General features: G+C 65.3%; 20 protein-coding genes. 15 read left to right on the top strand and 5 right to left on the bottom strand.

Features of this window, described 5'->3' with window-relative positions; genetic code table 11:
* Window positions 1–138 precede the first annotated feature (138 nt).
* Entirely contained in the window at window positions 139–1,536 is a 1,398-nt protein-coding gene (gene argH / locus AC1Q6X_RS21225) for an argininosuccinate lyase (protein ID WP_492498319.1), read from the bottom strand.
* A gap of 265 nt (window positions 1,537–1,801) precedes the next feature.
* On the opposite strand from argH, the gene AC1Q6X_RS21220 reads away from it, so the two are divergent.
* Together AC1Q6X_RS21220 and AC1Q6X_RS21215 are read left to right on the top strand one after the other, a co-directional pair.
* A complete protein-coding gene (locus AC1Q6X_RS21220) occupies window positions 1,802–1,999 on the top strand; it encodes a hypothetical protein (protein WP_070288640.1) in 198 nt (65 codons plus the stop codon).
* A 166-nt stretch (window positions 2,000–2,165) separates the two neighbouring features.
* Entirely contained in the window at window positions 2,166–2,591 is a 426-nt protein-coding gene (locus tag AC1Q6X_RS21215) for a GNAT family N-acetyltransferase (protein ID WP_070311750.1), read from the top strand.
* A gap of 24 nt (window positions 2,592–2,615) precedes the next feature.
* On the opposite strand, the gene AC1Q6X_RS21210 is transcribed toward AC1Q6X_RS21215, so the two are convergent.
* Together AC1Q6X_RS21210 and AC1Q6X_RS21205 are read right to left on the bottom strand one after the other, a co-directional pair.
* Complete coding sequence (locus AC1Q6X_RS21210) at window positions 2,616–4,004, bottom strand: YfcC family protein (protein ID WP_162995779.1); 1,389 nt, start codon at window positions 4,002–4,004, stop codon at window positions 2,616–2,618.
* An 18-nt stretch (window positions 4,005–4,022) separates the two neighbouring features.
* Complete coding sequence (locus AC1Q6X_RS21205; RefSeq protein WP_492498318.1) at window positions 4,023–5,159, bottom strand: succinylglutamate desuccinylase/aspartoacylase family protein; 1,137 nt, start codon at window positions 5,157–5,159, stop codon at window positions 4,023–4,025.
* 199 nt (window positions 5,160–5,358) lie between these two features.
* On the opposite strand from AC1Q6X_RS21205, the gene AC1Q6X_RS21200 reads away from it, so the two are divergent.
* The 3 genes from AC1Q6X_RS21200 (at window position 5,359) to AC1Q6X_RS21190 (ending at window position 10,554) form a co-directional block, all read left to right on the top strand.
* Entirely contained in the window at window positions 5,359–6,360 is a 1,002-nt protein-coding gene (locus AC1Q6X_RS21200; RefSeq protein WP_492498317.1) for a MurR/RpiR family transcriptional regulator, read from the top strand.
* 32 nt (window positions 6,361–6,392) lie between these two features.
* Window positions 6,393–9,152, top strand: a complete 2,760-nt coding sequence (locus AC1Q6X_RS21195; RefSeq protein WP_070288637.1) for a TonB-dependent receptor — start codon at window positions 6,393–6,395, stop codon at window positions 9,150–9,152.
* A gap of 148 nt (window positions 9,153–9,300) precedes the next feature.
* Window positions 9,301–10,554: a cyanophycinase gene (locus AC1Q6X_RS21190; protein WP_070224311.1), complete on the top strand. Its 1,254-nt coding sequence runs from the start codon at window positions 9,301–9,303 to the stop codon at window positions 10,552–10,554.
* Here the strand turns inward: AC1Q6X_RS21190 and AC1Q6X_RS21185 are convergent.
* The gene (locus tag AC1Q6X_RS21185) at window positions 10,545–11,747 is read right to left on the bottom strand and encodes a DUF418 domain-containing protein (protein ID WP_492498316.1); all 1,203 of its coding nucleotides are present in this window, start codon (window positions 11,745–11,747) and stop codon (window positions 10,545–10,547) included. The two genes, AC1Q6X_RS21190 and AC1Q6X_RS21185, sit on opposite strands and share 10 nt — an antisense overlap.
* A gap of 8 nt (window positions 11,748–11,755) precedes the next feature.
* Window positions 11,756–12,358 carry a TetR/AcrR family transcriptional regulator gene (locus tag AC1Q6X_RS21180; RefSeq protein WP_492498315.1) on the bottom strand — a complete coding sequence of 201 codons (603 nt, stop codon included), beginning with the start codon at window positions 12,356–12,358 and terminating at the stop codon, window positions 11,756–11,758.
* A gap of 207 nt (window positions 12,359–12,565) precedes the next feature.
* Between AC1Q6X_RS21180 and AC1Q6X_RS21175 the strand changes: the two genes are divergently transcribed.
* The 10 genes from AC1Q6X_RS21175 to AC1Q6X_RS21130 all read left to right on the top strand — a co-directional run bounded on the left by AC1Q6X_RS21175 (window position 12,566) and on the right by AC1Q6X_RS21130 (window position 26,782).
* A complete protein-coding gene (locus tag AC1Q6X_RS21175; RefSeq protein WP_492498314.1) occupies window positions 12,566–14,008 on the top strand; it encodes an IgA Peptidase M64 in 1,443 nt (480 codons plus the stop codon).
* Window positions 14,009–14,436: 428 nt separating this feature from the next.
* Window positions 14,437–14,622 carry a hypothetical protein gene (locus AC1Q6X_RS21170; protein WP_070224279.1) on the top strand — a complete coding sequence of 62 codons (186 nt, stop codon included), beginning with the start codon at window positions 14,437–14,439 and terminating at the stop codon, window positions 14,620–14,622.
* Window positions 14,619–15,404 (top strand): enoyl-ACP reductase FabI, encoded by a 786-nt coding sequence (fabI, locus tag AC1Q6X_RS21165; RefSeq protein WP_492498323.1) that lies wholly within the window; start codon window positions 14,619–14,621, stop codon window positions 15,402–15,404. Before AC1Q6X_RS21170 ends, fabI begins: the two co-directional genes overlap by 4 nt.
* Before the next feature lie 10 nt (window positions 15,405–15,414).
* Window positions 15,415–16,860 (top strand): efflux transporter outer membrane subunit, encoded by a 1,446-nt coding sequence (locus tag AC1Q6X_RS21160; protein WP_492498313.1) that lies wholly within the window; start codon window positions 15,415–15,417, stop codon window positions 16,858–16,860.
* Window positions 16,861–16,878: 18 nt separating this feature from the next.
* Window positions 16,879–17,952 carry an HlyD family secretion protein gene (locus AC1Q6X_RS21155; RefSeq protein ID WP_492498312.1) on the top strand — a complete coding sequence of 358 codons (1,074 nt, stop codon included), beginning with the start codon at window positions 16,879–16,881 and terminating at the stop codon, window positions 17,950–17,952.
* Window positions 17,953–17,954: 2 nt separating this feature from the next.
* Window positions 17,955–20,699, top strand: a complete 2,745-nt coding sequence (gene rbbA, locus AC1Q6X_RS21150; protein WP_070224283.1) for a ribosome-associated ATPase/putative transporter RbbA — start codon at window positions 17,955–17,957, stop codon at window positions 20,697–20,699.
* 1 nt (window position 20,700) lies between these two features.
* Window positions 20,701–21,825 carry an ABC transporter permease gene (locus AC1Q6X_RS21145; RefSeq protein ID WP_070224284.1) on the top strand — a complete coding sequence of 375 codons (1,125 nt, stop codon included), beginning with the start codon at window positions 20,701–20,703 and terminating at the stop codon, window positions 21,823–21,825.
* A 47-nt stretch (window positions 21,826–21,872) separates the two neighbouring features.
* Window positions 21,873–24,143: a DUF3141 domain-containing protein gene (locus AC1Q6X_RS21140; RefSeq protein ID WP_492498311.1), complete on the top strand. Its 2,271-nt coding sequence runs from the start codon at window positions 21,873–21,875 to the stop codon at window positions 24,141–24,143.
* Between the two features lie 9 nt (window positions 24,144–24,152).
* Window positions 24,153–25,568 (top strand): bifunctional enoyl-CoA hydratase/phosphate acetyltransferase, encoded by a 1,416-nt coding sequence (locus AC1Q6X_RS21135; protein WP_070224286.1) that lies wholly within the window; start codon window positions 24,153–24,155, stop codon window positions 25,566–25,568.
* Window positions 25,565–26,782 (top strand): acetate/propionate family kinase, encoded by a 1,218-nt coding sequence (locus tag AC1Q6X_RS21130; RefSeq protein WP_492498310.1) that lies wholly within the window; start codon window positions 25,565–25,567, stop codon window positions 26,780–26,782. The genes AC1Q6X_RS21135 and AC1Q6X_RS21130 overlap by 4 nt, the downstream gene beginning before the upstream one ends.
* Window positions 26,783–26,849: the final 67 nt, after the last annotated feature.

The following is a 26,849-nucleotide window of genomic DNA, read 5'->3' as shown; positions in this document are numbered from 1 at the left end:
ACTGCGTCGAAACCCTTGTTCCATCGGACACTCCTTCTCTGTAACGAAAAAGTGTCAACTTATTCCAGGACGGGTCAAGCCAATGAAAAAGGCCCCGCTGCATCGCTGCAGCGGGGCGCTTGCCGGCAAGAACCGGTTTTATTTTTCCAGCTGCGTGCGCACGCGGGCGATCGCTTCGCGTACCTGGCGTGGCGCGGTGCCGCCCACGTGGTCGCGCGCGGCAACGGAGCCTTCCAGGGTCAGCACCTCGAATACGTCTTCGCCGGTCAGCGGCGAAAACGCAAGCAGCTGGGCCAAAGACAGGTCTGCCAGGTCGCAACCGGCGTCGACGCAGGCGCGCACGGCCAGGGCCACCGCTTCATGGGCGTCGCGGAACGGCAAGCCTTTCTTGACCAGATAGTCGGCCAGGTCGGTCGCCGTGGCGTAGCCTTGCAGGGCCGCCGCGCGCATCGCTTCCGGTTTCACCGTGATGCCGCCGGCCATGTCGGCGAAGATGCGCAGTGTGTCGATGACCGTGTCGACGGTGTCGAACAGCGGTTCCTTGTCTTCCTGGTTGTCCTTGTTGTAGGCCAGCGGCTGGCCTTTCATCAGGGTCAAGAGGCCAATCAGGTGGCCGTAGACGCGGCCCGTCTTGCCACGCGCCAGTTCCGGCACGTCCGGGTTTTTCTTTTGCGGCATGATCGACGAGCCGGTGCAGAAGCGGTCGGCGATGTCGATGAAGCCGATGCGTGGGCTCATCCAGATCACCAGCTCTTCGGCCATGCGCGACACGTGCATCATCAGCACGGCGGAGGCGGCGCAAAATTCGATGGCGAAGTCGCGGTCCGAGACGGCGTCGAGCGAGTTGTGGCACACGTCGTCAAAGCCCAGCGTTTTTGCCACGCGCAGGCGGTCGATGGGGAAGGTGGTGCCGGCCAGGGCGGCGGCGCCCAGCGGCAGGCGGTTGACGCGCTTGCGGCAGTCGGCCATGCGCTCGGCGTCGCGGCCGAACATTTCGACATACGCCAGCATGTGGTGGCCGAAAGTGATCGGCTGGGCCACCTGCATGTGGGTGAAGCCCGGCATGATGGTGTCGGCATGCTGCTCGGCCAGGTCCGTCAGCGCGCTGCGCAACGTCGCCAGCAGGGCGCTGATGTCGTCGATGGCGGAACGCACGTACAGGCGGATGTCGGTGGCCACCTGGTCGTTGCGCGAACGGCCCGTGTGCAAGCGCTTGCCCGCATCGCCCACCAGTTCGGTCAGGCGTTTTTCGATATTCAGGTGGACATCTTCCAGGTCCAGCAGCCATTCGAACTGGCCGGCGGCGATTTCCTGCGAGATTTGCGCCATGCCGCGCTGGATTTCCGCGTAGTCGGCCGGGCTGATGATGGCTTGCGCATGCAGCATTTCCGCATGGGCCAGCGAACCTTCGATGTCGAACAGCGCCAGGCGCTTGTCAAAAAATACAGAAGCTGTGTAGCGCTTGACGAGGTCCGAGACCGGTTCGGAAAACCGGGCCGACCAGGCTTCGCCCTTTTTGGAGAATTGATCAGTCATGAAAGAAGTCCTTTAGTGTAGGGCGATTATAAACAAGGTTGGCCGGCGGTAGGGCTTTTAGGGGGTTGCAGGGCGCCGAAATGGCCAGGAATGGGGCTGGCCAGCCTCAAATGTCACGCCGGGTGCCTGTTGTGCGTTTCATCCGGGCTTTTTGTATTCTGTCCCGCGAATCGTGCGTTTGGTCGCAATCCGATGGCGGTTCAGGGAGGATCGGCCTACAGTTCAATCATCGCAGCACACAACCAGCCACTCAAAGGACACCATCATGAACATCGCTAAAAACATGGAAGCCATCTTCGTTGCCATCATCGCCGTCGCCGCCGCCACCAGCCTGGCCACCGCTGCCGTGCCGAAGTTCCGCGCCGCGCCGGCCCCCATCGCCGCCAGCGCCGATCAAGCCACCATGCACACCGTGTACGTCAGCGCCAAGCGTTTGAGCGCCGAAGAAAAAGCTGCCCTGTAAGCGTGGCGATGGGATTGCAGGCAGTACAAGAAGCATCGGCAGCAAACAGCAACACCGCATCACGGACAGGCAGAACGGGCGGCGCCCCTGGTTCTATCGAGCCCTGGTGACAGCCGCAGCAAAAAGGCCGATGATCGTGTTTTTCAACGATAGCAGGGCCAGCGCGATGTCACATTTGATGATCAGCACCGACAAGGCGGAACTCGACGTTCCAGCCATCCACCATTTTCTCAGCACGCAATCGACATGGGCCATCGGCATCCCGTTGGCTACCGTACAGCGCGCGATCGACCATTCGCTCTGCTTTGGCGGCACGCTGGACGGCCGTCAGGTGGCGTTCGCCCGCGTGGTCACCGACTACGCCACGTTTGCCTATCTGGTCGACGTGTATGTGCTGGAAGAATACCGCGGCCGTGGCTACAGCCAGCGCCTGATGGAGGCCGTGACGGCGCATCCCGGCTTGCAGGGCTTGCGCCGTTTCATGCTGGCCACCAGCACGGCGCATGATTTGTATGCACGCTACGGCTTTACGGCACCGCTCAGGCCGGAGACGCTGATGGAGCGGTATGTGCCGGATATCTACCAGCGTTGATTGCCTGAGCCGCCAGGCCGGCGCTCACTGCCAGTGCATCAGGCACGGCGGAATCAAGAGCAGCAGCGCCAGCACCAGGTAGATCAGCTGCAGCGGGATCATCCACTTGGCCCACGTGATCCAGGGCACGCGCGCCAGCGCCAGCACGCCGACGGTGATGCCGGACGTGGGGATCATCGGCGTGGTGAATTCGCCGAACTGGAAGGCCAGGATGGCCGTCTGGCGCGTCACGCCGACCAGGTCGGCCAGCGGCGCCATGATGGGCATGGTCAGCGCCGCCTGGCCGCTGCCCGAGTGGATGAAGAAGTTGATCACCGACTGCATGAAGAACATCTTTTGCGCGGCGAAGACGGGGCTCGACGAGGCCACCAGGGGCGTCAATGCATGCAGTATGGTGTCGATGATCTGCGCGTCGCGCGCCAGGATCATGGTGCCGCGCGCCAGCGCGATGACCAGCGCCACGCTGACCATGTCGCGCGCGCCCTGCACGAAGGAGGCGACCAGGCTGTCCATGTCGAGCCGGCCGACCAGGCCGACGATGATGGCCATCACCAGGAACAACGCGGCGATTTCATCGATGAACCAGTCGTACTTGACGACGCCGACGACCATCGTCAGCAAGGTCGCCATGAAGATCCACAGTACGGCGCGGTGCGTGCGCGTCATGCCGGCAAAGCTGTCCAGGTCCATCGAATGTTCGCTGCGCTTTTCGATATCGAGCAGGTAGGTCGGGCTTTTTTCCGGATGGCGCTTGATGCGCGCCGCATACCACATCAAAAACACGATGCTGACGGCAGTGGCGATGGCCCACACGATCAGGCGGTAGCCGATGCCGGAAAAGATCGGCACGCCGGCGATGCCCTGCGCAATGCCGACGTTGAACGGATTTAAAAAGGCGGCGGAAAAGCCCACCTGCGAGCCGATGAAGGGAATCGACACGCCCGTGATGGTGTCGTAGCCCAGGGCCAGGGCCAGCGGCACGAAGATCAGGATGAAGGGAATCGCTTCCTCGTTCATGCCGAAGGTGGCGCCGCCCAGCGAAAACATCGTAAAAAAGACGGGGATGATGGCAGCGCGCACGAAGCGCGAACTGGTGTGCGCCTTGGCGATGGCCTTGATCAGCGAATCGAAGGCTTCCGTTTTTTGCAGCACGGCGAAGGCGCCGCCGACGATCAGCACGAAGCCGATGATCAGGCTGGCGTCGACGAAGCCCTTGATGGGCGCCATCATCAGCGCGGCCAGTCCCTGCGGCTTGTTGGCTACGTAATGAAACGTGCCGGGGATGATCAGCTGCTTGCCGTTGACCAGCTGGGTGTCGAATTTCCCGCCCGGCACCAGCCAGGTCGCCAGGGCGATCATGGCCAGGATGGCGCACAGCAGGACGAAGGTATTGGGAAGCTTGAATGTTCTCATGGCGCTTTTTTGTGACATTTATTGGCTCAGCAGGCTGCCGCCGCGGAAGGCGATGCTGCCTGCGACCTTGCCGACGTTCATGCCGCGCAGGACGTGGCGGTGGGCGCTGCGCGCAAAAAAGACGCCGGCGACGGTGCAGCGCAAGGTTGTCGTCTCGCCGCTGACGGGGTCGATCAGGTCGGCCACCGCGTCGCCGGCGGCCAATACGTCGCCCATTTCCCGCAGGTAGACCAGCACGCCGTGATGCGGCGCGAGGATCGGTTCCACGCCCGCCAGCGGCGTTGGCGTACATTGCGGCGCGGGCAGGTCGTCGCCGGCGCCGGCGATGTCCAGCACGCCCTCGATGGCGAGAAAGCGCAGCAGGGCGGCGGCGTCGCGTTCGGCCAGGGCGTAGCTCACCTCCACCTCGCCGCGCAGTTCGACGGTGGTCGACAGGCAGGCGGCGGGAATCGGATAGCGGCCGCCGAAGTGCGCGTCAAGATCCCACCACAAGCGGCTGCAGGCTTCGTCGAACGGCTCTTCGCCTGCCGCCAGTTCCAGCAGCACGGCGCGCGCACCCAGGAGCGCGGACAGGGGCGCGATCTGTACCGCCAGCGGCGTGCCCGTATAGATGTGCAGGGCCGCTTCGTTATCGCAATGCAGGTCGAGCACGATGTCGGCGTCGATGGCCATGCCCAGCAGGGTTTTCTTCAGCGTCTCCGCATCCGTGCCCGGCCGCCAGGCGGCGACGGCGGCGCGCGCGTGCTCGCGTATCAGCGCCACGTTGGCTGGCGCATCTTGCCCCAGCTGGCCATCGAGCGTGGTTTTCAGTTCATCAGCCACGTGGCGGTAGGCGCGGTTGAAGTTGATGCCGGTGGTCAGGTCGAAACGGCCGAACGGCGCGCCATGGATGGCTTGCGCCAGGCCGATCGGGTTGGCGGCCGGTACCAGGATGATTTCGCCGTGCACCTTGCCGGCCGCTTCCAGCGCCAGCAGTTCGCGGCGCAAAAATTGCGACACCAGCATGCCCGGTACCTCGTCCGCGTGCAGGGCCGCCTGGATGTAGACCTTCTTGCCGCTGCGGCTGGTGGCGGCCGCGGTGCCGAAGTGGAAGCTGCTCAATTGGCATGACATGCTGGCGTGCGCGGTGGAGATGGAATGCTGCTGTACTTGCATGGTGGGCGCCCCGAAAAGGTGCATGGTTGATGGATTCCGGTCGATTATGTAGCAATATTTTCACGAAGTAAATCAATGAAAATCCTTTTACAAATATTTGTTGAGTTTTCTTTTTGATATGAGTACAGTAAGTTCCAGCGACCCGATTTCCCCCTCCGCCAGTGATCAGCAGTGCCCAAGAATACAGGCCGCCAGTGATATGAGAGCATCCGCCAGTCCTGCCAGAAGCAGCGCCCCCACGCCACTTGCCACCACGCTGGCGTCGCCCGATGCCGCCTTCGCGCAATCGCCGCTGGGGCAGGCGCTGATGCACGTGCTGGCCGGCGGCTCGGCTTCGCAGCGGCAGATCGCCGATTACCTGCTGCGCAACCAGATGCGCGTGACGGCGCTGGGCATCGAGGAACTGGCCGACAGCTGCCAGGTGTCGACGGCCACCATCAGTCGCTTCGCGCGCGATATCGGTCAGAAGAATTACTCGGCTATGCGCGGCGCCATGGCCGAAACCCTGCAATCGCTGCTGCAGCCGGTCGACAAACTGCGCCGCACGATAGAACGGCGCGCGCGCGCCACCTCGCCCATCACGGAAAGCCTGGAATATGCGGCCGCGAACATCGCCGCCACGTCCGATGCCCTGTCGCCGCCCGCCATGCTGGCCGTTGTGCGCCGCCTGACGCGCGCCAAGGTCGTGTACGTGATGGGTTTCGGCCTGTCGGCCAACCTGGCGGGCATGCTGGTGCAGCATCTGCAGCCGTTTTGCCCGCACGTGGTGGAAGTGGTGGGCATCGGCGGCTCGGAAGTGGCGGCCGGTCACCTGGTCAACCTGACGGCGCAGGACGTGCTCGTGGTGATCTCGTTCCCCCGCTACACGCTCGACTGCATCGGCCTGGCCAGCTTTGCGCGCGACCGCGGCGCCTGCATCGTGGCGCTTACCGACTCGCCCGCGTCGCCCCTGGCCGAACTGGCCGACCACGCGCTGTATGCGCAAAGCACGCATCCCGTCCTGCCCAGCAGCGCCAGCACGGCGCTGGCGATGATCGAGGCGCTGGCCGTGGCGCTGATGGTATCGAACAGGAAGAACGTAGAAAAAGCGGCCCGCTTGAGCGAAGTCATCTCCGCCTATCTGTATGGCGGCGAACATGGCGTGCAAGGCGCGCGGAAAACAGCTTCAAAGCAACGCAAGGCAGTCCCAAAATTATTATAAAAATCAGGCATCAACATCCGGGGAGAATGACAATGCAGATGAAAAAACAGGACGGCGGCTCCTTGCCGCGCGAATCGGTGCTGGCGCAAGGCGTGCGGCTGGCGCTGGGGGCCCTGAGCGTGTCGGCGGCGCTGGGCATGCTGGCCGGCGGCGCGCAGGCGCAAGAGCAGGGGCCGGATGTGGAGCCGGCGCCGAAAAAAATGCAGCGCGTGGAAATCACGGGGTCGGCCATCAAGCGGCTGGAGTCGGAGACGGCGCTGCCCGTGCAGATCATCACGCGGGCCGAGATCGAAAAGGCGGGCGTGACGACGGCGGCCGAGTTGATGGCACGCGTGTCGGCCAACGTGGGCGGCCTGACCGATGGCGTCAGCATCAACGTGGGCGGCGACCAGCGCGGCTTCAACAGCGCCAACCTGCGCGGCGTGGGCACCTCGTCGACCCTGGTGCTGCTCAATGGCCGGCGCATGGCCAACTTTGCCTCGCCTGGCGACGATGCGGGCGTGGACCTCAATAACATTCCCGCCGCCGCCCTGCAGCGCGTGGAAGTGCTGCTCGACGGCGCCTCGGCCCTGTACGGCACGGACGCCATCGGCGGCGTCATCAATTTTATTACGCGCAAGGATTACCAGGGCGTGGAGCTGAACGCCTACGGCAGCGGCACGCAGGAAGGCGGCGCCGGCAAGCGCACGGCCAGCATCACGGCCGGCACGGGTGACCTGGCCACGGATGGCTACAATATCTTTGCCGTGGTCGACCTGCAAAAAACGGACCGTCTGAGCACCTCGCAGCGCAAGTTCATTCCGCACCTGCAGGTGCCGGAACGCCTCGGTCATTTGCTGTCCAGTTACACCAGTCCGGCAAATATCCGCCTCTCCAGCGACCAGCGCGACTACCTGCAGGAGCAGGGCTTCCTGCTCAATGGCCAGCCGATCACGAATCGCCTGATTAATCTGTCGATTCCAGGCTGCAGCGGACCGGCCAATGTGTACCTGCCTGCCGGCACGGGCGGCGTTGATGCGTGTACCTATAACTACATGGGCGACACCGAGCTGTATCCGAAAACGGATAAGCAGAACCTGCTCACGCGCGGCGTGCTGAAACTGAATAACGATCACCAGTTGTATGCGGAAGTGGCACTGAGCCGCTCGCGCAGCTATTACGTGGGATCGACAGCGCGGCCGGATGGCGAAATCGACGCCAGCATGGTGCCGCAGCTGAACGCTGCCGGGTTGACCGGCACGCTGGCCCTGCGCATTCGCCTGAACGAAGCGGGCATGCGCACCAGCGAATTGACCAGCGAAAGCCAGCGTTACGTGGTGGGCGCCACCGGCACCGTGGGCGGCTGGGATTACGACGTGGGCTTGAATCACAGTGTCAATGTGGTCAGGGACAAGGACACGCACGGCTACCTCCTGGCAGACCAGCTACAAAAGGGCATCACGGATGGCACCATCAATCCCTTCGGCCCCTCCAGTGCGGCGGGTAAGGCGCTGCTCGAGAGCATCCAGGTCAACGACGAAGTGCGGCACGCGCGCGGCGTCATGGATGCGCTCGATTTCAAGGTGTCGCGTGCCTTGATGTCCATGGGCGGCGGCGACATGGCGTTGGCGGTGGGCGGCGAAGTGCGGCGCGAGCGCACGGATTTCCGGCCATCCGCATTGCTAATGAGCGGTAACATCACCAACGATGACGCGCCCGAAGGCGGCGTGGCCACCAGCGACAGCCGCAACGTGCAGGCCATCTATAGTGAATTGCTATTGCCGTTTAGCAAGCAATGGCAGGCGCAGCTGTCCGGCCGCTATGACCATTACCAGCAAGTGGGCGGCGCCCTCAGTCCGAAGATCGGCCTGACCTACATGCCCAGCAAGGAGGTGCTGCTGCGCGCCTCGGCCGGCAAGGGCTTCCGCGCGCCGTCGATGTCGGACCTGCATCGGCCCACTGTCTACAGCCAGACGGCGACCCTGCCTGATCCCGTGTACTGCGAAGCCGAGAACAACGACTACTCCGTCTGCGCCGACAACTGGCGTACGCGCCGCTACAGCAACGACAAGCTGAAACCGGAGCGCAGCCGCCAGTTCACGGCCGGCGTGGTGCTCGAGCCCGGCCAGCACTGGACCTTCAGTGCCGACTACTGGAACATCAGGCGCACGGATTTGATCAGCGAAATCGGCGACGACATCATCCTGTCCAACCTGTCCAAGTACGGCAATCTCGTACACCGCGACGAAGACAATGGAATCCGCTACATCGAGCTGCGCAAGGAAAACCGCGGTGCGCAAAAAGCCTCGGGCATCGATATCACGGCCGATCTGCATGGCGTGAAAACGGCGTGGGGACGCTTTGGCGGACATCTGAGCGGCACCTATGTGCTCGGCTCAAAAATCCAGACCAGCCCTGGCGATGTCTTCATCAGCAATCTGAACAAGTTCGTCACGGACGGCGTGGTGCAGCGCTGGCGCCATACGATCACCCTCGACTGGGACAATGGCCCGTATTCGGCCAGCCTGTCGAACACGTATTCGAGCGGCTACGATGACCAGAACTCGGCCATCAACACGGACGACGGCAGCGTGGTCAAGCCGAACCGCGTGAAGGCCTACACGCTGTGGGACATGTCGGGCGCGTATGCGGTCAGCCAGCAGTTCAAGCTGCGCGCCGGCATACAGAATCTGTTCAATACCAGTCCGCCATACTCGAACCAGGCATTTTTCTTCCTGTCCGGCTATGATCCCAGCTACGCCGACCCGCGCGGCCGGCGCTTCTACGCCAGCGCCAATTACAGCTTCAAGTAAAAAACTGGAGATACCGCAACAACGCTGTCATATGCGGCAAGTAGTATCGTAGTTCGATGCAGTTGGGTGGCAGGCAGCAGTTTTGGCAGCAAGGGCGCGCGCCGGTATCAACAAGTGCGCGCCCCTTTCCTTGTATTCGAAAGGCATCATGAAATTATTCTCAATCCGGTACCACACCTTTTGCGCCGCGCTGCTGTTCGCGCTGGCATTGTGCAGCTTCCATGCCGTGGCGGCGCCCGGCGGCAGCGCCATCGGCAGCGCGCCGCAGGGTACGCTCGTCATCATCGGCGGCGGCCTGCGCGCCGACAATGCCGAAGTGTGGCAGCGCATCGTCAAGTTGTCGGGCGGTCCGGGCGCGCGCATCGCCGTGCTGGCCTCGGCCGCGATGAACCCGGAAAAATCGGGTGAAAGCATCATCAGGAAGCTCAATCAATATGGCGCGGACGCCTTTTTCGTGCCGCTGGCCGTCAAGCTGGCCAACCGCGATTACCGCAAGGCGGCCGAAGATCCGGCCATCGTCACGCAGATCAAGTCGGCCACCGGCATCTATTTTGCCGGCGGCGACCAGGGGCGCATCACGCAAGCGTTGCTGCGCCCGGACGGCAGCCGTACGGCCGCGCTGGAAGCCATCTGGTCGGTCTACCGCAACGGCGGCGTGATCGCCGGCTCCAGCGCCGGCGCGGCCATCATGAGCACCACCATGTTCTACGATGCCAAACCCGTGCTCGACATGCTCAAGATGGGCGTCACGGATGGCCGCGAGATCGCGCCTGGACTGGGCTTCATCGGCAGCGACGTTTTTGTGGACCAGCATCTGCTGGTGCGCGGGCGCTTTGCGCGCATGATTCCCGTGATGCTGAAAAAAGGCTATCACCTGGGACTGGGCATCGATGAAAACAGCGCCATGGTGGTCGACGCCATGCGCGACGTGGAAGTGATCGGCTACAGCGGCGCCCTGCTGATCGACCTGTCGGGCGCCATCAGCGACCGCGGCGTGAAAAATTTCAATATCAGCAATGCTGCCATCAGCTATCTGGACCGGGGCGACAAATTCAACCTCGTCACGCGCGTGTTTACGCCCTCGCCGGACAAGGCCGACAACAAGCTCGATCCGAACCAGCCCGATATGCGCGAGCCCGTGTTCACCAACGATATCCTCGGCAACAACGCCGTGCTCGACCTGATGGGCAACCTGATCGACAACGCGCAGCAGGAAGCCATCGGCATCGCCTTCGGCAACCCGCGCGACCCGTACCCGGAGCTGGGTTTCGAATTCCGCTTCAGTAAAACGGTCAACAGCGTCGGCTACAGCTCGACCGAGGCGGAAGCGTATTCGGTGCTCAAGCTGCGCCTCGACATCCGCCCCATCCAGCTGCGCCAGCCGCTGTACCGCTACAAGTAGCTTGCACTGGCGCGCCGCCAGCGCGGCCACGCGGCGATCGTCAGGGCCCGCAGCAGCCATTCGACGGGGCCATAGGCGTGGCCGCGCAGCCACCAGCGGCTCAGGGGCAGCTGCAGGCTGAAGATGATGAGGGCCAGCGCCAGTGCGCCGAGCGGCGAGACGCTGCCCATCAAGCGTGCGCCATACGCGAGGAACAGCCAGGCGCAGACGGCTGACTGCAGCAGGTAGTTCGACAGGGCCATGCGGCCCGTATCGGCCAGCAGCGCAAACAGCGTGCCGTCGCGCAGCCGTTCGAACAGGGTCAGCGCGCATGCCAGGTAGGCGCCCGCCAGCAGCGGCGCGCTCGCCAGGCCCACGGCCAGTCCCGCCACCTGCCATGCCTGGCTCTCGCCATACACGGAGGTCCACGCATATACGGCGGCGCCGGGCAGGCCTGCCAGCGCGCCGGCCCACAGCAGGCGGCGGCGCAGCGGCAGATAGTTGGCCGCGTGCAGCAGCATCTCGCGCTTGCCGGCGGCCAGGCCGCACAGGAACATGGCCAGCGCGCACGGTGCCTGCACCAGCAGCAGGACGATCCAGATGTCGCTCAGTTCGCGCAAGTGCTGACTGACGACGGCGGCAGGCGTGGCGCGGTAGGCGGCCAGCGCCGTTGCCGCCTTTTGCGCCATCGCCACGGCGTTGTCCGCCGCGTCGCCCGCCGGCTGCAGGCTTTGCAGCCAGGCCATGCCTGCCCAGAACGCGGCGCAGACGGTGACGAGCACCAGGGCCAGGCACAGTGCCTGGCGTTCGCCGCAACGGTGCAGCGCCAGCAGCACGATGCCCAGCACGGCGTAGGTGGTCAGTATGTCGCCATGAAACAGGAACACGGCATGCAGGGCGCCGATCAGCCACAGGCCCGCCTGCCGGCGCAGCATGCGCGGCACGAACGGCGCATCGGCGCGCGCGGCCGCCTGCATCTGCAAGGTGAAGCTGTAGCCGAACAGGAAGGAAAACAGCAGGTAGAACTTGGTCTCGAACAGCAGCGCGACAAGAAAATGCGTGGCGCGGTCGACGCCGCCGTGAAAGGCGGGATCGGTCATGCCCAGACCGAACCAGGGCGTGGCGAAGGCGCCGATATTGACCACCAAAATGCCGAACAGGGCGCAGCCGCGCAGGGCGTCGACATCGGCAATGCGCGCGGGCGGGGTTGGCATGGCGGCGCTCATGCCAGGGCAGGGCGCAGGAAGCGCGCCAGCAGCAGGTGCAAACTGGCGCGCTGCGCCAGCGGTGCATAATCGGGATCGACGGCGACCCGGTTGAAGATGCCGTCGATCAGCGCGGCGATCCAGCCGGCCGTTTGCGCGGCGTCCAGCCCGGCGTCGATCTGGCCTGCCGCCGCCGCCTCTGCCAGCAAGGTTTGCAGGCCGCCGCGCAGGCTGGCGTCGTTGCGCGCCACCCTGGCCGCGATGTCCGTGTCGCGCATCGCCTCGGCGGCAATGTCCAGCGCCAGTCCCGCAAAGTCCCCGTCGGCCGCCAGCGCCAGCACCAGGTCCATGAAGTCGAGCAGGGCGCCGTACGCATCGGCGCTGCCTTGCACGCCGGCGAAATAGGCGGCCGTCTCGCTGCCTTCCTGGTCGACGATGGCGGCGATGATGGCTTGCTTGGTGGGGAAATAGTGAAACAGGTTGCCGGGACTCATGCCCGCCTGCGTGCAGATGGCGGCGGTGCTGGTCTGGTGAAAGCCCTTGCGCGCGAAGCAGTGGCGCGCGGCGGCGAGAATGGCGTCGCGGCGGGCCGCGTGTTTATCGGGATCGATGGTGCGCATGGCTTTGCTCTTTAATTAATCGACTAGTCAGTCTAATATAAATGGATTGCGCGGCGCGGTCAAGCGGGGCGTGAAATGGATGCTTTGCAGTGCCGATTCCTGTCGCTACAATGTGCCGCACCGGATTTTTCCATGCCCGCCGCTGGCGCCGCTGTTTGTTCGGAAAACCGCTTCTTTTACCCGTTTTTCTACCGTGTTAGGAATGAGATGCAGCAGACCCCGATTCGATCCTTCCTGTGCGCGCTGGCGCTGGCCGCCGGCATCGTCCCTGCCGCGCAAGCGGCCAATGCTGCCCAGCCGGCCACCATGCGCCTCGATTACCAGCACAGCGGCAATGCGCTGGGCGAGCATTATGCGGTCGAGCGCGTGCTGGTCGAGCCCCTGCCATGGCCGGGCAACCTGGCGCGCCCCATCGATGACAGCAACCGCGGCAACAATATGCTGGAAGTGGTCGACATCAAGTCGGGCAAGGTGCTGTACTCGCGCGGCTTTTCCACCATCTTCGGCGAGTGGGCCAGCACCGACGAGGCGAAAACCACGACGCGCGCCTTCCAGGAGTCCGTGCGCTTCCCGCAGCCCGAGCAGCCTGTGCGCGTGCGCATCCTCAAACGCGACGAACGCGGCCTGTTTTCCATTGTGTGGAGCACCGATGTCGATCCTGCCGCGCAGGACGTGATCCGCAAGCAGCCGCCGGCGCCCGTCAAGCCGATCCCGATCCGTGTCGAAGGGCCCTCGTCCGAAAAGGTCGACCTGCTGATCATGGGCGATGGCTACACGGCCGCCGAAATGGGCAAGTTCGAAGCGACGGCGCGCAAATTGGCCGAGCACCTGTTTACCGTCTCGCCATTTCGCGAGCGGGCCAAAGATTTCAACGTCTGGGCCATGGCCGCGCCGACGCCGGAATCGGGCGTGTCGCGCCCATCGACGGGCGTGCATCACGCCTCGCCGCTGGGCACGCGCTACGACATCTTCGGCAGCGAGCGCTATGTGCTGACGACGGACAACCGCGCGCTGCGCGACCTGGCGCAGTACGCGCCGTACGAATTCATCGAAATCCTCGTCAATAACGATACCTACGGCGGCGGCGGCATCTTCGGCCAGTTCAGCACGGCGGCAGCGAACAACGACTGGGCCAACTACCTGTTCGTGCATGAATTCGGCCACCATTTCGCCGGCCTGGCCGACGAGTACTACACTTCGCCCGTGGCCTACCAGTCGAACGGCGAGCGCCAGGAGCCGTGGGAGCCGAACGCCACGGCGCTGCGCGATCCGGCCAAGCTGAAATGGAAGGGCCACGTCAAGGCCGGCACGCCGCTGCCGACGCCCTGGCCGAAGCAAGCGTACGACAGCCATGCGCGCGAATACCAGAAGCAGCGCGCGGCCCTGCGCGCGGCCAACCGCCCGGAAAGCGAGATGAGCGATTTGTTCAAGGCCGACCTGGCATACACGCAGCAGCTGTTTTCGAAGGCGCCGCAGCGCCATGCGGTGGGCGCCTTCGAAGGCGCGAACTATGAATCGTCCGGCTACTACCGACCCGAGATGCAGTGCATCATGTTCGACCGCAGCGAGACCTTCTGTTCCGTATGCCAGGATGGCATCAGCACCATCATCGACCTGTATTCGCGTCCCGCCACGGTGCCGGGAAAATAATGCCGTTCATATCGTTGGAATAAGCATGGCGGGCCATGTTGCATCGCAATAGCATGGCCCCCCGTTTCACCGTTCCCCGCCTTGCGCCGCGCGCCACGGCGCCGCGTAGTTTGTTTTTCAGGCAATTCCCCCTTCTTTTGCTCGGCCGCCTTTCTGTGCGCCAGCCCCGCGATATTATCAAATAAGCACCGCGATTCGATTGCTTGTCAATTAGTTCATTTAAATAATATTGATGTAGAATTTGATGTATATCAATGTTGCATCGCCGCAATCGCACTTATAGTTGACTTAGCTCAAAAACGATAAGCATGCGGACCGGACTCATCGCGAATCACGTATCTAAATGCTGTAGAGTAATTTTCGCCCTGTACCAGTTCCCCGAGAATGCACTGGTGCCGGCCTCGAATTTCAGTGACGGAAGCCGATTCATGAAGATGCAGACCCCCGCGCCTGACGCGTGCAATACCCTCCATCCCCACACACCGATTGCCTTGCCGTATGCGCGCGCCGGCGGCGTGACCCTGGCCATGAGCGCGGCCGCCACGCGTGCCGGCGCGGTGCGCTGCGTGCAGGCGGCCACGCCGTGGCCCGCCTTGCGTCCGGTCCAGGCATGACGGCCGGCTTGCACCCGCACTTGCCTTTGCAGGGCAAGCGTGGGCTGGTGGTGGGCATCGCCAATGCGCAAAGCATCGCCTGGGGCTGCGCCAGCGCGCTGCGCGCGGCCGGTGCCGAACTGGCCGTGACTTGGCTCAATGACAAGGCCAGAGCGCACGTGGAGCCGCTGGCGCAGCAAGTGCAGGCGGCCATCATGGCGCCGCTCGACGTGGCCGTGCCGGGTCAATTGGAGGCGCTGTTCGCGCAGATCGGACGGCAGTGGGGCACGCTCGATTTCGTCGTCCACTCGATAGCGTATGCGCCGAAACACGATTTGCATGGCAGGGTCACGGACAGTTCCGCCGACGGTTTTGCCCAGGCGATGGATATCTCTTGTCACTCCTTCATGCGCATGGCGAAGCTGGCCGAACCCCTGATGCGGGACGGCGGCAGCCTGATGACCATGAGCTACCTGGGCGCCGAGGAAGTCATCGCCGACTACGGCCTGATGGGGCCCGTGAAGGCGGCGCTGGAAGCGTCGGTGCGCTACCTGGCCGCCGAACTGGGGCCGCAAGGCATCCGCGTCAACGCCATTTCGCCGGGCCCACTGGAGACGCGGGCCGCTTCCGGCATCGCCCATTTCGACCGCCTGATGGCCGACGCCATCGAACGCTCGCCCATGCGCCGCCTGGCCACCATCGAGGACGTGGGCGCGCTGTGCGCCTTCCTCGCCGGCGACGGCGCGCGCGCCATCACGGGCGGCACCCTGTATGTCGATGGCGGCTACAACATTCTGAATTGACTGGAAGACGATGACCATGGCTGTTTCTACTTTGTCCAACCGCGCCAGGATGGCCGCGCTGGCCACCGCGCTGGCCCTGGCCGGCTGCGCCTCGCTGGCGCCGCCGTACGCGCCGCCGCCGTTGCCCGTGGCGGCGCAGTATCCGGAAGCCGATCCGGCCGGCGCGCAGGCGCCCGACGTCGCCTGGCAAGCCTACTTTGCCGACCCGTGTCTGCAGGCGCTCATTGCGCAGGCGCTGGCCGGCAACCGCGACATCCGCATCGCCGCCCTGCGCGTGGAAGAAGCGCGCGCCGCGTATGGCATCCAGCGCGCGGAGCAATTCCCCACCATCGCGCTGGGCGCCTCCGGCAGCCGCGCGCGCGTGCCAGACGACCTGAGTCCGACGGGCCGCGCCATGACGAGCGCGCAGTACCAGGCGGGCTTGAACGTGAGCGCCTGGGAACTCGATTTCTGGGGCAGGGTGCGCAGCCTGAAGGACAGCGCGCTGCAAACCCTGCTGGCCAGCGACGAGGCGCGCCGCGCCGTCGGCGTGGCCCTGGTGGCGCAGGTGGCCAATGGCTACCTGGGCTTGCGCGAACTCGACGAGCGCGTGGAACTGGCGCGCGCCACGGTCGACAGCCGCGCCGAATCGCTGCGCATCTTCACGCGCCGCTTCGAGGTGGGGTCGATTTCCAAGCTGGACCTGACGCAGGTGGAAACCCTGCTCAGCCAGGCCCTGTCGCTGTCGGCCCAGCTGGAGCAGGCGCGCGCCGTGCAGGCGCATGCGCTGGCCCAGCTGGTGGGCGGTCCCGTCGACCTGACGCCAGTGGCTGGCGAGATGCGCCGCTTCGACGACGCCAGCGTGCTGCAGCCGCTGCATGCGGGCCTGCCTTCGGCCTTGCTCACGCAGCGTCCCGACCTGATCGCGGCCGAGCACCAGCTGCGGGCCGCGCAAGCCAATATCGGCGCCGCGCGCGCCGCCTTCTTCCCCGCCATTTCGCTGACGGCGGCTTATGGCACGGCCAGCGCGGAATTGAGCGGCCTGTTCGACTCGGGCAGCGGCGCCTGGAATTTCGCGCCGCGCCTGGTGCTGCCGATCTTTGACGCGGGCCGCATCCGCGCCAATATGGACCTGGCCGAGGTGCGCCGCGACGTGGCCGTGGCCAATTATGAAAAGAGCGTGCAGGGCGCCTTCCGCGAAGTGGCCGACGCGCTGTCGAACCGGCGCTGGCTGGCGCTGCAGGTCGATATCGGCAAGACCACCTTGGCCGCGCAGAGCGAACGCGCGCGCCTGGCCAAGCTGCGCTACGACAATGGCGCCGCGCCCTACCTGGAAGTGCTCGATGCACAGCGCGACCTGCTGACGGTCGAGCAGCAGCTGGTGCAGACGCGCCGCGCGCTGCTGTCCAGCCAGGTCAGCCTGTACGCGGCCCTGGGCGGCGGCGCACCCGCACCCGCCGCCGCTTCCACTCACTAATTTGATCGCCCCGATACCATGAATGCTCAACTGAAGAAAAAACTCATCCCCGCGGCGCTCGTCGTGGCCGTGCTCGTGCTGGGCTACGTGGCCTGGCAAAAAATGCGCCCCACGGGCCCTGGCGAAGGTTTTGTCAGCGGCAATGGCCGCATCGAAGCGACGGAAGTCGACGTCGCCACCAAGCTGGCCGGCCGGGTCAAGGAGATCCTCGTGCGCGAGGGCGACTTCGTCAAGGCGGGCCAGCCGCTGGCCACCATGCAGGTCGACTCGCTGACGGCCCAGCGCGACGAGGCGCGCGCGCGCCAGCAGCAGGCGTCCGATGCCGTGGTCGGCGCGCAGGCGCAGGTGGCCGTGCGCGAAAGCGACAAGGCGGCCGCGCTGGCCATGGTGGCGCAGCGCGAAAGCGAACTCGATGCGGCCAGGCGCCGCCTGGCCCGTTCCGAAACCCTGTCGAAGGAAGGCGCTTCCTCGGTGCAGGAACTCGACGACGACCGCGCCCGCGTGCGCAGCGTGGCCGCCGCCCTGAATGCGGCCAAGGCGCAGGTGACGGCGGCGCAGGCGGCCATCGATGCGGCAAAAGCGCAGGTGGTCGGTTCGCGTTCCGCCGTCGTAGCCGCCGAGGCGACCACGGCGCGCATCGATTCCGACCTGGCCGATGGCCAGCTGACGGCGCCGCGCGACGGCCGCGTGCAATACCTGGTGGCGCAGCAGGGCGAAGTATTGGCCGGTGGCGGCAAGGTGCTCAACTTGGTCGACCTGTCGGACGTCTACATGACCTTCTTCCTGCCCGAGACGGCGGCCGGCAAGGTGGCGATGGGCGGCGAGGTGCGCCTCATCCTCGACGCGGCGCCCAATTACGTGATTCCCGCGACGATTTCGTTTGTCGCCGCCAGCGCGCAGTTCACGCCGAAGACGGTGGAAACGGCCAGCGAGCGCCAAAAACTGATGTTCCGCGTGAAGGCGCAGATCAGCCGCGAGCTGCTGCAAAAGCACCTGGCCCTGGTCAAAGTGGGTTTGCCGGGCGTGGCCTGGGTGCGCCTCAATGCGAAGCAGCCATGGCCCGCTGAACTGACGGCGAAGGTTCCGCAGTGAGCATGGACGTGACTTCCTTTGTCGTCAGCATCCAGGGCGTCAGCCAGCATTACGGCAAGACGGTGGCGCTCGACGGCATCGACCTCGACGTGCCGGCCGGCCGCATGGTGGGACTGATCGGCCCCGATGGCGTGGGCAAATCGAGCCTGCTGTCGCTGGTGGCCGGCGCGCGCGCCGTGCAGCAGGGCAGCGTGATGGCGCTGGGCGGCGACATGCGCGATGCGCGCCACCGCGACGATGTCTGCCCGCGCATCGCCTACATGCCGCAAGGCCTGGGCAAGAATCTGTATCCGACCCTGTCGGTCGAGGAAAACCTGCAGTTTTTCGCGCGCCTGTTCGGCCATGACGCGGCCGAGCGCCGCCGCCGCATCGACCAGCTGACCCGCAGCACGGGCTTGCAACCCTTCCTCGCGCGCCCGGCGGGCAAGCTGTCGGGCGGCATGAAGCAGAAGCTGGGCCTGTGCTGCGCCCTGATCCACGATCCCGACCTGCTCATTCTCGATGAGCCGACCACCGGCGTCGATCCGCTGGCGCGCGCCCAGTTCTGGGACCTGATCGCCGGCATCCGCGTGCAGCGCCCGCAAATGAGCGTGATGGTGGCCACCGCCTACATGGACGAGGCGCAGCGTTTCGACTGGTTAGTCGCCATGGATGACGGCAAGGTGCTCGATACGGGCACGCCGGCCGAACTGCTGGCGCGCACAGAAAGCGGCAATCTGGAAGCGGCCTTTATCAAGCTGCTGCCCGAGGCCAAGCGCGCCGGCCACCAGCCCGTCGTGATCACGCCGCTGGACGCCGCCAGCGCGCAGGACGTCGCCATCGAGGCCAAAGACCTGACCATGCGCTTCGGCGATTTTACCGCCGTCGACCATGTGAATTTCCGCATCGGCCGCGGCGAGATCTTCGGTTTTCTCGGTTCGAACGGCTGCGGCAAATCGACCACCATGAAGATGCTCACGGGTCTGCTGCCGGCCACGGAAGGCAAGGCCTGGCTGTTCGGCAAGGAAGTCGATTCCAACGACATCGACACGCGCCGCAGGGTCGGCTACATGTCGCAGGCGTTTTCCCTGTACAGCGAACTGACGGTGCGCCAGAACCTGGTGCTGCACGCGCGCCTGTTCCACGTGCCGGAGGGCGAGATCCCGGCGAGGATCGACGAAATGGCGCAGCGCTTCGACTTGCGCGCCGTGATGGACGACTTGCCCGACAGCCTGCCGCTGGGCATACGCCAGCGGCTGTCGCTGGCCGTAGCCATGGTGCACAAGCCGGAAATGCTGATCCTCGACGAACCGACGTCCGGCGTCGACCCCATCGCACGCGACAATTTCTGGCGCCTGATGATCGAGCTGGCGCGGCGCGACCGCGTCACCATCTTCATTTCCACCCACTTCATGAACGAGGCCGAGCGCTGCGACCGCATCTCGCTGATGCACGCGGGTAAAGTGCTGGTCAGCGATGCGCCGGCCGAACTGGTGCGCAAGAAGGGCGCGCCGTCGCTGGAGGCGGCCTTCATCGCCTACCTGGAAGAGGCGGGCGGCGGTACGGCAGCGGCGGCGCAGGAAAGCGAAGCCGAAGCGCCCGTGCAGAAGGCTGAAGCGGCCGCACCGCAGCACCGCCGCAGCCGTTTCAGCGTGAGCCGCATGCTCAGCTACATGTGGCGCGAGGCGCTGGAATTGCGCCGCGACCCCGTGCGCCTGACCCTGGCGCTGGGCGGCTCCGTGCTGCTGCTGTTCGTCATCGGCTTCGGCATCAGTCTGGACGTCGAAGACTTGAGCTATGCGGTGCTCGACCACGACCAGACGACCCTGAGCCAGAATTACACGAACAACCTGGCCGGCTCGCGCTACTTCGTCGAGCGCCCGCCGTTGCGCGACTATGCCGATATCGACAAGCGCATGCGCAGCGGCGAACTGTCGCTGGCCATCGAGATCCCGCCCGGCTTCGCGCGCGACGTGCAGCGCGGCGCGCCGGCGCAGGTGGGCGCGTGGATCGACGGCGCCATGCCGATGCGCGCCGAAACCGTGCAGGGCTACGTGCAGGGCATGCATCAGCTGTGGCTGGCCGACCAGGCCTTGCACCGCTACGGCATCACGATGAGCAATCCCGTCGCCATCCAGACGCGCTACCGCTACAACCCGGACGTGAAAAGCCTGCCCGCCATGGTGCCGGCCGTGATTCCCCTGCTGCTGCTGATGCTGCCGGCCATGCTGGCGGCGCTGTCCGTGGTGCGCGAAAAGGAACTCGGCTCCATCATCAACCTGTACGTGACGCCCGTCACGCGCCTGGAATTCTTGCTCGGCAAGCAGGTGCCCTACGTCGTGCTGGCCATGTTCAACTTCGTCCTCATGGCCCTGCTGGCGGTCACCGCCTTCGGCGTGCCGATCAAGGGCAGCCTGCCGACCCTGATCGGCGCCACCTTCATCTTCAATATCTGCGCCACGGGCATCGGCCTGTTCGCCTCGACCTTTACGCGCAGCCAGATCGCGGCCCTGTTCGTGACCATGATCGGTACCATGATCCCGGCCATCCAGTTTTCCGGCCTGCTCAATCCCGTCTCGTCGATGGAAGGCGTGGGCAAGGCCATCGGCCTGATGTACCCGGCCACGCACATGCTCAATATCAGCCGCGGCGTATTCAACAAGGCGCTGGGCTTCGGCGACCTGCACGCCTCGTTCTGGCCCCTGCTCGTCGCCATTCCCGTGATCCTCGGCGTGACGGTGGCGCTGCTGAAGAAACAGGAGAGCTGACATGCGCCACCTTGAAAACATCTACCGCCTGGGCGTGAAGGAAATCTGGAGCCTGATCCGCGACCCGATGATGCTGATCCTGATCCTCTACACGTTCACCCTGGCCATCTACGTGGCCGCCACGGCCAAGCCGGAAACCCTGCACATGGCCTCGATCGCCATCGTCGACGAGGATGGCTCGCCGCTGTCCGCGCGCATCGCCTCGGCCTTCTTCCCGCCCCAGTTCACGCCGCCGGCCATGATCAACCAGAGCCAGGTCGATGCGGGCCTCGATGCGGGCCGGTACACCTTCGTGCTGACGATCCCGCCCAAGCTGCAGGCCGACGTGCTGGGCGGGCGCCAGGCGGAATTGCAGCTGAACGTCGACGCCACGCGCATGAGCCAGGCCTTCAGCGGCAGCGGCTACATCCAGCAGATTGTCGCTGGCGAGATATCGGAATTCGCCAAGCGCTACCGGGGCGCGACGGTCTCGCCCGTGGAGCTGGTGATGCGCGCGCGCTTCAATCCCTCGCTGAGCCAGGCGTGGTTCGGCTCGCTGATGGAGCTGATCAACCAGGTGACGATGCTGTCGATCATCCTCACGGGCGCGGCCCTGATACGCGAGCGCGAACATGGCACCATCGAGCATTTGCTGGTGATGCCCGTGACGCCGGCCGAGATCATGCTGGGCAAGGTCTGGTCGATGGGCCTGGTGGTGCTGCTGGCCGCCGCCCTGTCGCTGAACCTGGTGGTGCGCGGCATGCTGCACGTGCCGATCGAAGGCTCGATCGCGCTGTTCCTGTGCGGCGCGGCCCTGCACCTGTTTGCCACCACCTCGATGGGGATTTTTCTGGCCACTGTGGCGCGCAGCATGCCGCAGTTCGGCATGCTCCTGATCCTCGTGCTGCTGCCGCTGCAGATGCTGTCGGGCGGCAGCACGCCGCGCGAAAGCATGCCCGAGCTGGTGCAGAACATCATGCTGATCGCCCCGACCACGCATTTCGTCGAATTGAGCCAGGCGATCCTGTACCGGGGCGCCGGCATCGACGTGGTGTGGAAACCGTTCCTGGCCCTGCTGGCCATCGGCACGGCCCTGTTTACCTTCGCGCTGGCGCGTTTTCGCAAGACCATCAGCCAGATGGCGTAGCCCCCACGCCGGAATGGTCCGGCGTTTTTTGCATGAAAAGGATAGCCATGACAACCGAAGCTGCACCATTTTTCTCCACCGGCGGCTTGCCGTCGCTGGGCATGCTGGGCGATTATGCGCGCGACTCGTGGCAGCGCATCGTGCTGTACGCGGACGTGATGCGCCGGCGCGGCAACCAGTACCAGGAGCACCTGGCCGAGGAAGTGCCGAACGTGCTCGACTTCCCCGCCGAACTGGTGATGTCGGGCCTGGAGCTGGCGCGCCCCGTCAACTACGGCCTGGCGCGCATTTTGACGCCCGATGCGCCCGAACCTGAGCCATCGAAACGGCCGTTTGTCGTCGTCGACCCGCGCGCCGGCCACGGTCCCGGCATCGGCGGCTTCAAGGCCGAGAGCGAGATCGGCGTGGCCCTGCGCGCCGGCCACCCGTGCTACTTCATCGGCTTCCTGCCCGATCCCGTGCCGGGACAGACGGTGGAAGACGTGATGCACGCGGAGGCGGCCTTCCTGGAAAAAGTCATCGCCCTGCATCCGCTCAGCGAAGGCAAGCCCGTCGTCATCGGCAATTGCCAGGCGGGCTGGCAAATCCTCATGACGGCGGCCATGCGGCCGGAATTGTTCGGTCCCATCATCGTGGCCGGCGCGCCCGTGTCCTACTGGGCCGGCTGGCATGGCCGCAACCCGATGCGCTACGCGGGCGGCCTGATGGGCGGCAGCTGGGCCACGGCGCTGGCGGGCGACCTGGGCAACGGCCGTTTCGACGGCGCCAGCCTGGTGCAAAATTTCGAGAAGCTGAACCCGGCCAATACCCTGTGGAGCAAGCAGTACAACCTGTACGCGAACATCGACACGGAAGCGCCCCGTTACCTGGAATTTGAAAAATACTGGGGCGGCCACGTCTTCCTCAACGACGTCGAGATGCAGTACATCGTCGACAATCTGTTCATCGGCAACCGCCTGGCCACGGCCGAATTGATCACCTCCGACGGCGTGCGCCTGGACTTGCGCAATATCCGTTCGCCCATCGTCGTGTTCTGCTCGAATGGCGACAACATCACGCCGCCGCCGCAGGCGCTGGGCTGGATCACGGACCTTTACCGCGACGACAAGGACGTGCTGATGCACGATCAGACCATCGTCTACGCCGTGCATGACAGCATCGGCCACCTGGGCATCTTCGTCTCGGCCAAGGTGGGGCACAAGGAACACCAGAAATTCGCCAGCAATATCGACCTGATCAACCTCCTGCCGGCCGGTATCTACGAAGCACGGATCGTCGACAAGACGCCCGACACGCCGAATGCCGACCTGGCCAGCGGCGATTATGTGCTGCAGGTCGAGCACCGCGGCATCGAGGACGTGCGCGCCATCGTGCAGCCTAGCGTGGAAAACGACCGCAAGTTCGCCGCCGCCGCGCGCGTGTCCGAGGTGAACCTGGCCCTGTACCGCACGTTCGCGCAGCCGTGGGTGCGCGCCATGGTCACGCCGCAGACCGCGCGCTTCCTGCAGCTTGCGCATCCGCTGCGCGTGTCGTACGAGCGCTGGACCGACCACAATCCGCTGGCCAGGCTGGTGGCCAAGGAGGCGGAAAAAGTGCGCGCCCACCGCCAGCCGGTATCGCCCGACAACCCGCTGCTGGCCATGCAGGAAGCCGTCTCCGGCGCCATCACGGCCGGTTTGAACGGCTGGCGCGACTGGCGCGATACTGTGCAGGAAACCACCTTCGACCTGGTGTACGGCTCGCCCCTGGTGCAGGCGCTGACGGGACAGACCATCGGCGATGCCACGCCGCCGCGCCCCCATCCCGGCATCTCGCCCGAGCATTGCGAATACGTGCGCTGCGAAACGCGCAAGATGGACGAGGACATGCAGCGGGGCGGCCTGGTGGAAGCGGCCGTGCGCGCGCTGTTCTACATCTACCGCTTCCGCATGATCGCCGACGAGCGCAGGGTCAACCTGGCCCTCAAATTGATCAAGCCGCAATACCGGCAGGAGGTCAGCATGGAGGAATTCCGCGGCATCGTGCGCCAGCAGGCGCGCCTGATGCTGCATGATTTCGATGCCGCCATCGCCGCCTTGCCGGCCTTGCTGTCGCGCGCCGATCCGGACGACATCGGCGCGCTGGCCGAATGGCTGCAGCAAGTGCTGCAGGTGCCCGAGGCGCCGACGCCGGACGAGGAAGCGAGCCTGCAGCAGATGCTGGACGTCTTCGACCGCGCAGTCAAGCAGCAGGCGCAGGCGCAGGCGCTGCCGCCGGACGCGCGCGCATCCCATGCCGGACCCAAAGCCAAACCGGCCAAACATATTACCTCTGCCTAGAAGACCACGATGACTACTACCCAAGACGATGATCTGCATATCGTGCGTAACCGCACCTTCGACCAGATCGCCATCGGCGATACCGCCAGCATCACGCGCACCCTGAGCATGGACGATATCGCCCTGTTCGCGGTGATGTCGGGCGATGACAACCCGCAGCACCTCGATACGGAATTTGCCGCCGCCACCCGCTACCAGGGCGTGATCGCGCACGGCATGTGGGGCGCTTCCCTCATATCCGCCGTGCTGGGCACGCGCCTGCCCGGCGCCGGCACCGTCTACACGGGCCAGACCCTGCGTTTTTTGCAACCCGTGCGCGTGGGCGATACCTTGGCCATCAGCGTCACCGTCACGGCGCGCGAGCCGCGCAGCCGCCACGTGACCCTGGCTTGCCGCTGCGTCAACCAGCATGGCGCCGTGGTGCTCGACGGCGAGGCGCAGGTGATCGCGCCGGCCGAGCAGATCGAGCGGGCGCGCGCCACCTTGCCCGAAGTGCGCCTGCATAACGGCGACGGCACGCGGCGCCTGCTCGAGCACGCACGTACGCTGGGGCCGATCCGGGTCGCCGTGATCCACCCCTGCGATGAACTGAGCCTGTCGGGCGCGCTGGACGCGCATGCGGCCGGCCTGATCACGCCCGTGCTGGTGGCGCCGCGCGCGCGCCTGGAAGCGGTGGCGGCCGAAGCGGGCCTGAGCCTGGCCGGCATCGCCATCGAGGACGTCGAGCATAGCCATGCTGCCGCCGCGCGCGGCGCCGAACTGGCGGGCAAGGGCGAAGTGGAGGCGCTGATGAAGGGCAGCCTGCATACGGACGAACTGATGTCGGCCGTGCTGTCGGCCAGCGCCGGCCTGCGCACCAAGCGCCGCATCAGCCACTGCTTCCTGATGCAGACGCCCGCCTATCCGCGCCCTTTCATCATCACGGATGCCGCCATCAATATCGCGCCCAACCTGGCCATGAAGGCCGACATCGTGCGCAACGCCATCGACCTGGCGCACGTGATCGGCGTGGCCTGCCCGCGCGTGGCCATCCTGGCCGCCGTGGAAACGGTGAACGCGGACATGCCGGCGACTTTGGACGCGGCCGCCCTGTGCAAGATGGCCGACCGCGGACAGATCACGGGGGCCATCCTCGACGGCCCGCTGGCTTTTGATAACGCCGTGTCGATCGCCGCCGCCACCGTCAAGGGCATCGTCTCGGAAGTGGCGGGCCGCGCCGACATCTTGCTGGTGCCCGACCTGGAAAGCGGCAACATGCTGGCCAAGCAGCTCGAGTACATGGGCGACGCGGACAGTGCCGGCATCGTGCTGGGCGCGAAGATCCCTGTCATCCTCACCAGCCGCGCCGATTCGCGCGCCAGCCGCATCGCCTCGTGCGCCATCGCCGTGATGCTGGCTAACCATTACCGGAGCACGCCGCCATGAACGCGCCAACCACCCACGCCGACGGTGCCTTGATCCTGGTGCTCAATTGCGGCTCGTCGAGCATCAAGTTCGCCCTGTTCGAGCAGGCGGGCGGCGTGCTGCCGCAGCAGGCGCAATGGAGCGGCAAGGTCGAAGGCATCGGCCGCGAAAACGCCACCTACCGCGCCGGCGGCCTGCCGGCGGTGGCCTTGCAGCTCGATGCGGAGCAGCCGCATCACGCGGCGCTCGAATACATCCGCGCGCAAGTGGTGGCGCAGCTGGACGGGCGTGCGCTGCGCGCCGTGGCGCACCGCGTGGTGCATGGCGGCAGCAAGTACTTCGCTCCCGTGCGCATCGATTTCACCGTGCTGGCCGACCTGAAAAGCTATGTGCCCCTGGCGCCCCTGCACCAGCCGTTCGCGCTCGAGGCGATCGAGGTGCTGCTCACATCGCGGCCCGACATCGCCCAGGTGGCGTGCTTCGACACGGCCTTCCACCACACGGTGCCGCAGGTCGAGCAGATGCTGGCCCTGCCTTACGATGCGTGGGAGCGGGGCTTGCGCCGCTATGGTTTCCACGGCCTGTCGTACGAATACCAGTCGCTGGTGCTGGAACAGCGTTTTGGCCCTGTCGCGCGCGGCAAGGTCATCGTGGCCCACCTGGGCAGCGGCGCCAGCCTGTGCGCCATGGACAATTTGCACAGCGTGGCCACCACCATGGGATTTTCCGCGCTCGACGGCCTGATGATGGGCACGCGCTGCGGTTCGCTCGATCCTGGCGCCGTGATCTACCTGATGGAAATCGAAAAGCTGTCGCTGGAAAAAGTGGCGCATGTGCTGTACCACGAGTCGGGCTTGCTGGGCGTGTCCGGCGTGTCGGCCGACCCGCCGGTCTTGCTGGCGCAGCAGGACCGGCAGGATGCGACGGGCGAACGCATCCGCGCCGCGCTGGCTTTATATATCCGCCGCATCGTGCGCGAGATCGGCGCCCTGACGGCCGTGCTGGGGGGACTGGACATGCTGGTGTTTACGGCCGGTATCGGCGAGCACAGCGCCGAATTGCGCCAGCGCATCTGCGCCGAGCTCGGTTTTATCGGCCCCGTGCTCGATGCGCAGGCCAATGCGCGCAACGCCAGCCGTATTTCCACCGATGCCAGCCGCATCGTGGTGGGCGTGGAGCCGGCCAACGAGGAGTGGGTGGCGGCGCGCCATGCAGCGCTGGCCGTGGGCGCATGAGGATCTGAAGCGTCAGGCCGCGCTCGATGGGAAATTTGCCGATTTGCATATATTTCTCGTTGAGTGC

Source organism: Janthinobacterium sp. GW823-FHT06H09 (assembly GCF_058794735.1).
The sequence above is the reverse complement of the archived record's forward strand: the minus strand, read 5'-3'. Positions and strand labels throughout refer to the sequence as shown.

Bases quoted from the DNA above. Each gene is read 5' to 3' on its own strand.
- argH (WP_492498319.1), bottom strand. From the start codon at position 1,536: ATGACTGATCAATTCTCCAAAAAGGGCGAAGCCTGGTCGGCCCGGTTT.
- AC1Q6X_RS21220 (WP_070288640.1), top strand. From the start codon at position 1,802: ATGAACATCGCTAAAAACATGGAAGCCATCTTCGTTGCCATCATCGCC.
- AC1Q6X_RS21215 (WP_070311750.1), top strand. From the start codon at position 2,166: ATGTCACATTTGATGATCAGCACCGACAAGGCGGAACTCGACGTTCCA.
- AC1Q6X_RS21210 (WP_162995779.1), bottom strand. From the start codon at position 4,004: ATGAGAACATTCAAGCTTCCCAATACCTTCGTCCTGCTGTGCGCCATC.
- AC1Q6X_RS21205 (WP_492498318.1), bottom strand. From the start codon at position 5,159: ATGCAAGTACAGCAGCATTCCATCTCCACCGCGCACGCCAGCATGTCA.
- AC1Q6X_RS21200 (WP_492498317.1), top strand. From the start codon at position 5,359: ATGAGAGCATCCGCCAGTCCTGCCAGAAGCAGCGCCCCCACGCCACTT.
- AC1Q6X_RS21195 (WP_070288637.1), top strand. From the start codon at position 6,393: ATGCAGATGAAAAAACAGGACGGCGGCTCCTTGCCGCGCGAATCGGTG.
- AC1Q6X_RS21190 (WP_070224311.1), top strand. From the start codon at position 9,301: ATGAAATTATTCTCAATCCGGTACCACACCTTTTGCGCCGCGCTGCTG.
- AC1Q6X_RS21185 (WP_492498316.1), bottom strand. From the start codon at position 11,747: ATGCCAACCCCGCCCGCGCGCATTGCCGATGTCGACGCCCTGCGCGGC.
- AC1Q6X_RS21180 (WP_492498315.1), bottom strand. From the start codon at position 12,358: ATGCGCACCATCGATCCCGATAAACACGCGGCCCGCCGCGACGCCATT.
- AC1Q6X_RS21175 (WP_492498314.1), top strand. From the start codon at position 12,566: ATGCAGCAGACCCCGATTCGATCCTTCCTGTGCGCGCTGGCGCTGGCC.
- AC1Q6X_RS21170 (WP_070224279.1), top strand. From the start codon at position 14,437: ATGAAGATGCAGACCCCCGCGCCTGACGCGTGCAATACCCTCCATCCC.
- fabI (WP_492498323.1), top strand. From the start codon at position 14,619: ATGACGGCCGGCTTGCACCCGCACTTGCCTTTGCAGGGCAAGCGTGGG.
- AC1Q6X_RS21160 (WP_492498313.1), top strand. From the start codon at position 15,415: ATGACCATGGCTGTTTCTACTTTGTCCAACCGCGCCAGGATGGCCGCG.
- AC1Q6X_RS21155 (WP_492498312.1), top strand. From the start codon at position 16,879: ATGAATGCTCAACTGAAGAAAAAACTCATCCCCGCGGCGCTCGTCGTG.
- rbbA (WP_070224283.1), top strand. From the start codon at position 17,955: ATGGACGTGACTTCCTTTGTCGTCAGCATCCAGGGCGTCAGCCAGCAT.
- AC1Q6X_RS21145 (WP_070224284.1), top strand. From the start codon at position 20,701: ATGCGCCACCTTGAAAACATCTACCGCCTGGGCGTGAAGGAAATCTGG.
- AC1Q6X_RS21140 (WP_492498311.1), top strand. From the start codon at position 21,873: ATGACAACCGAAGCTGCACCATTTTTCTCCACCGGCGGCTTGCCGTCG.
- AC1Q6X_RS21135 (WP_070224286.1), top strand. From the start codon at position 24,153: ATGACTACTACCCAAGACGATGATCTGCATATCGTGCGTAACCGCACC.
- AC1Q6X_RS21130 (WP_492498310.1), top strand. From the start codon at position 25,565: ATGAACGCGCCAACCACCCACGCCGACGGTGCCTTGATCCTGGTGCTC.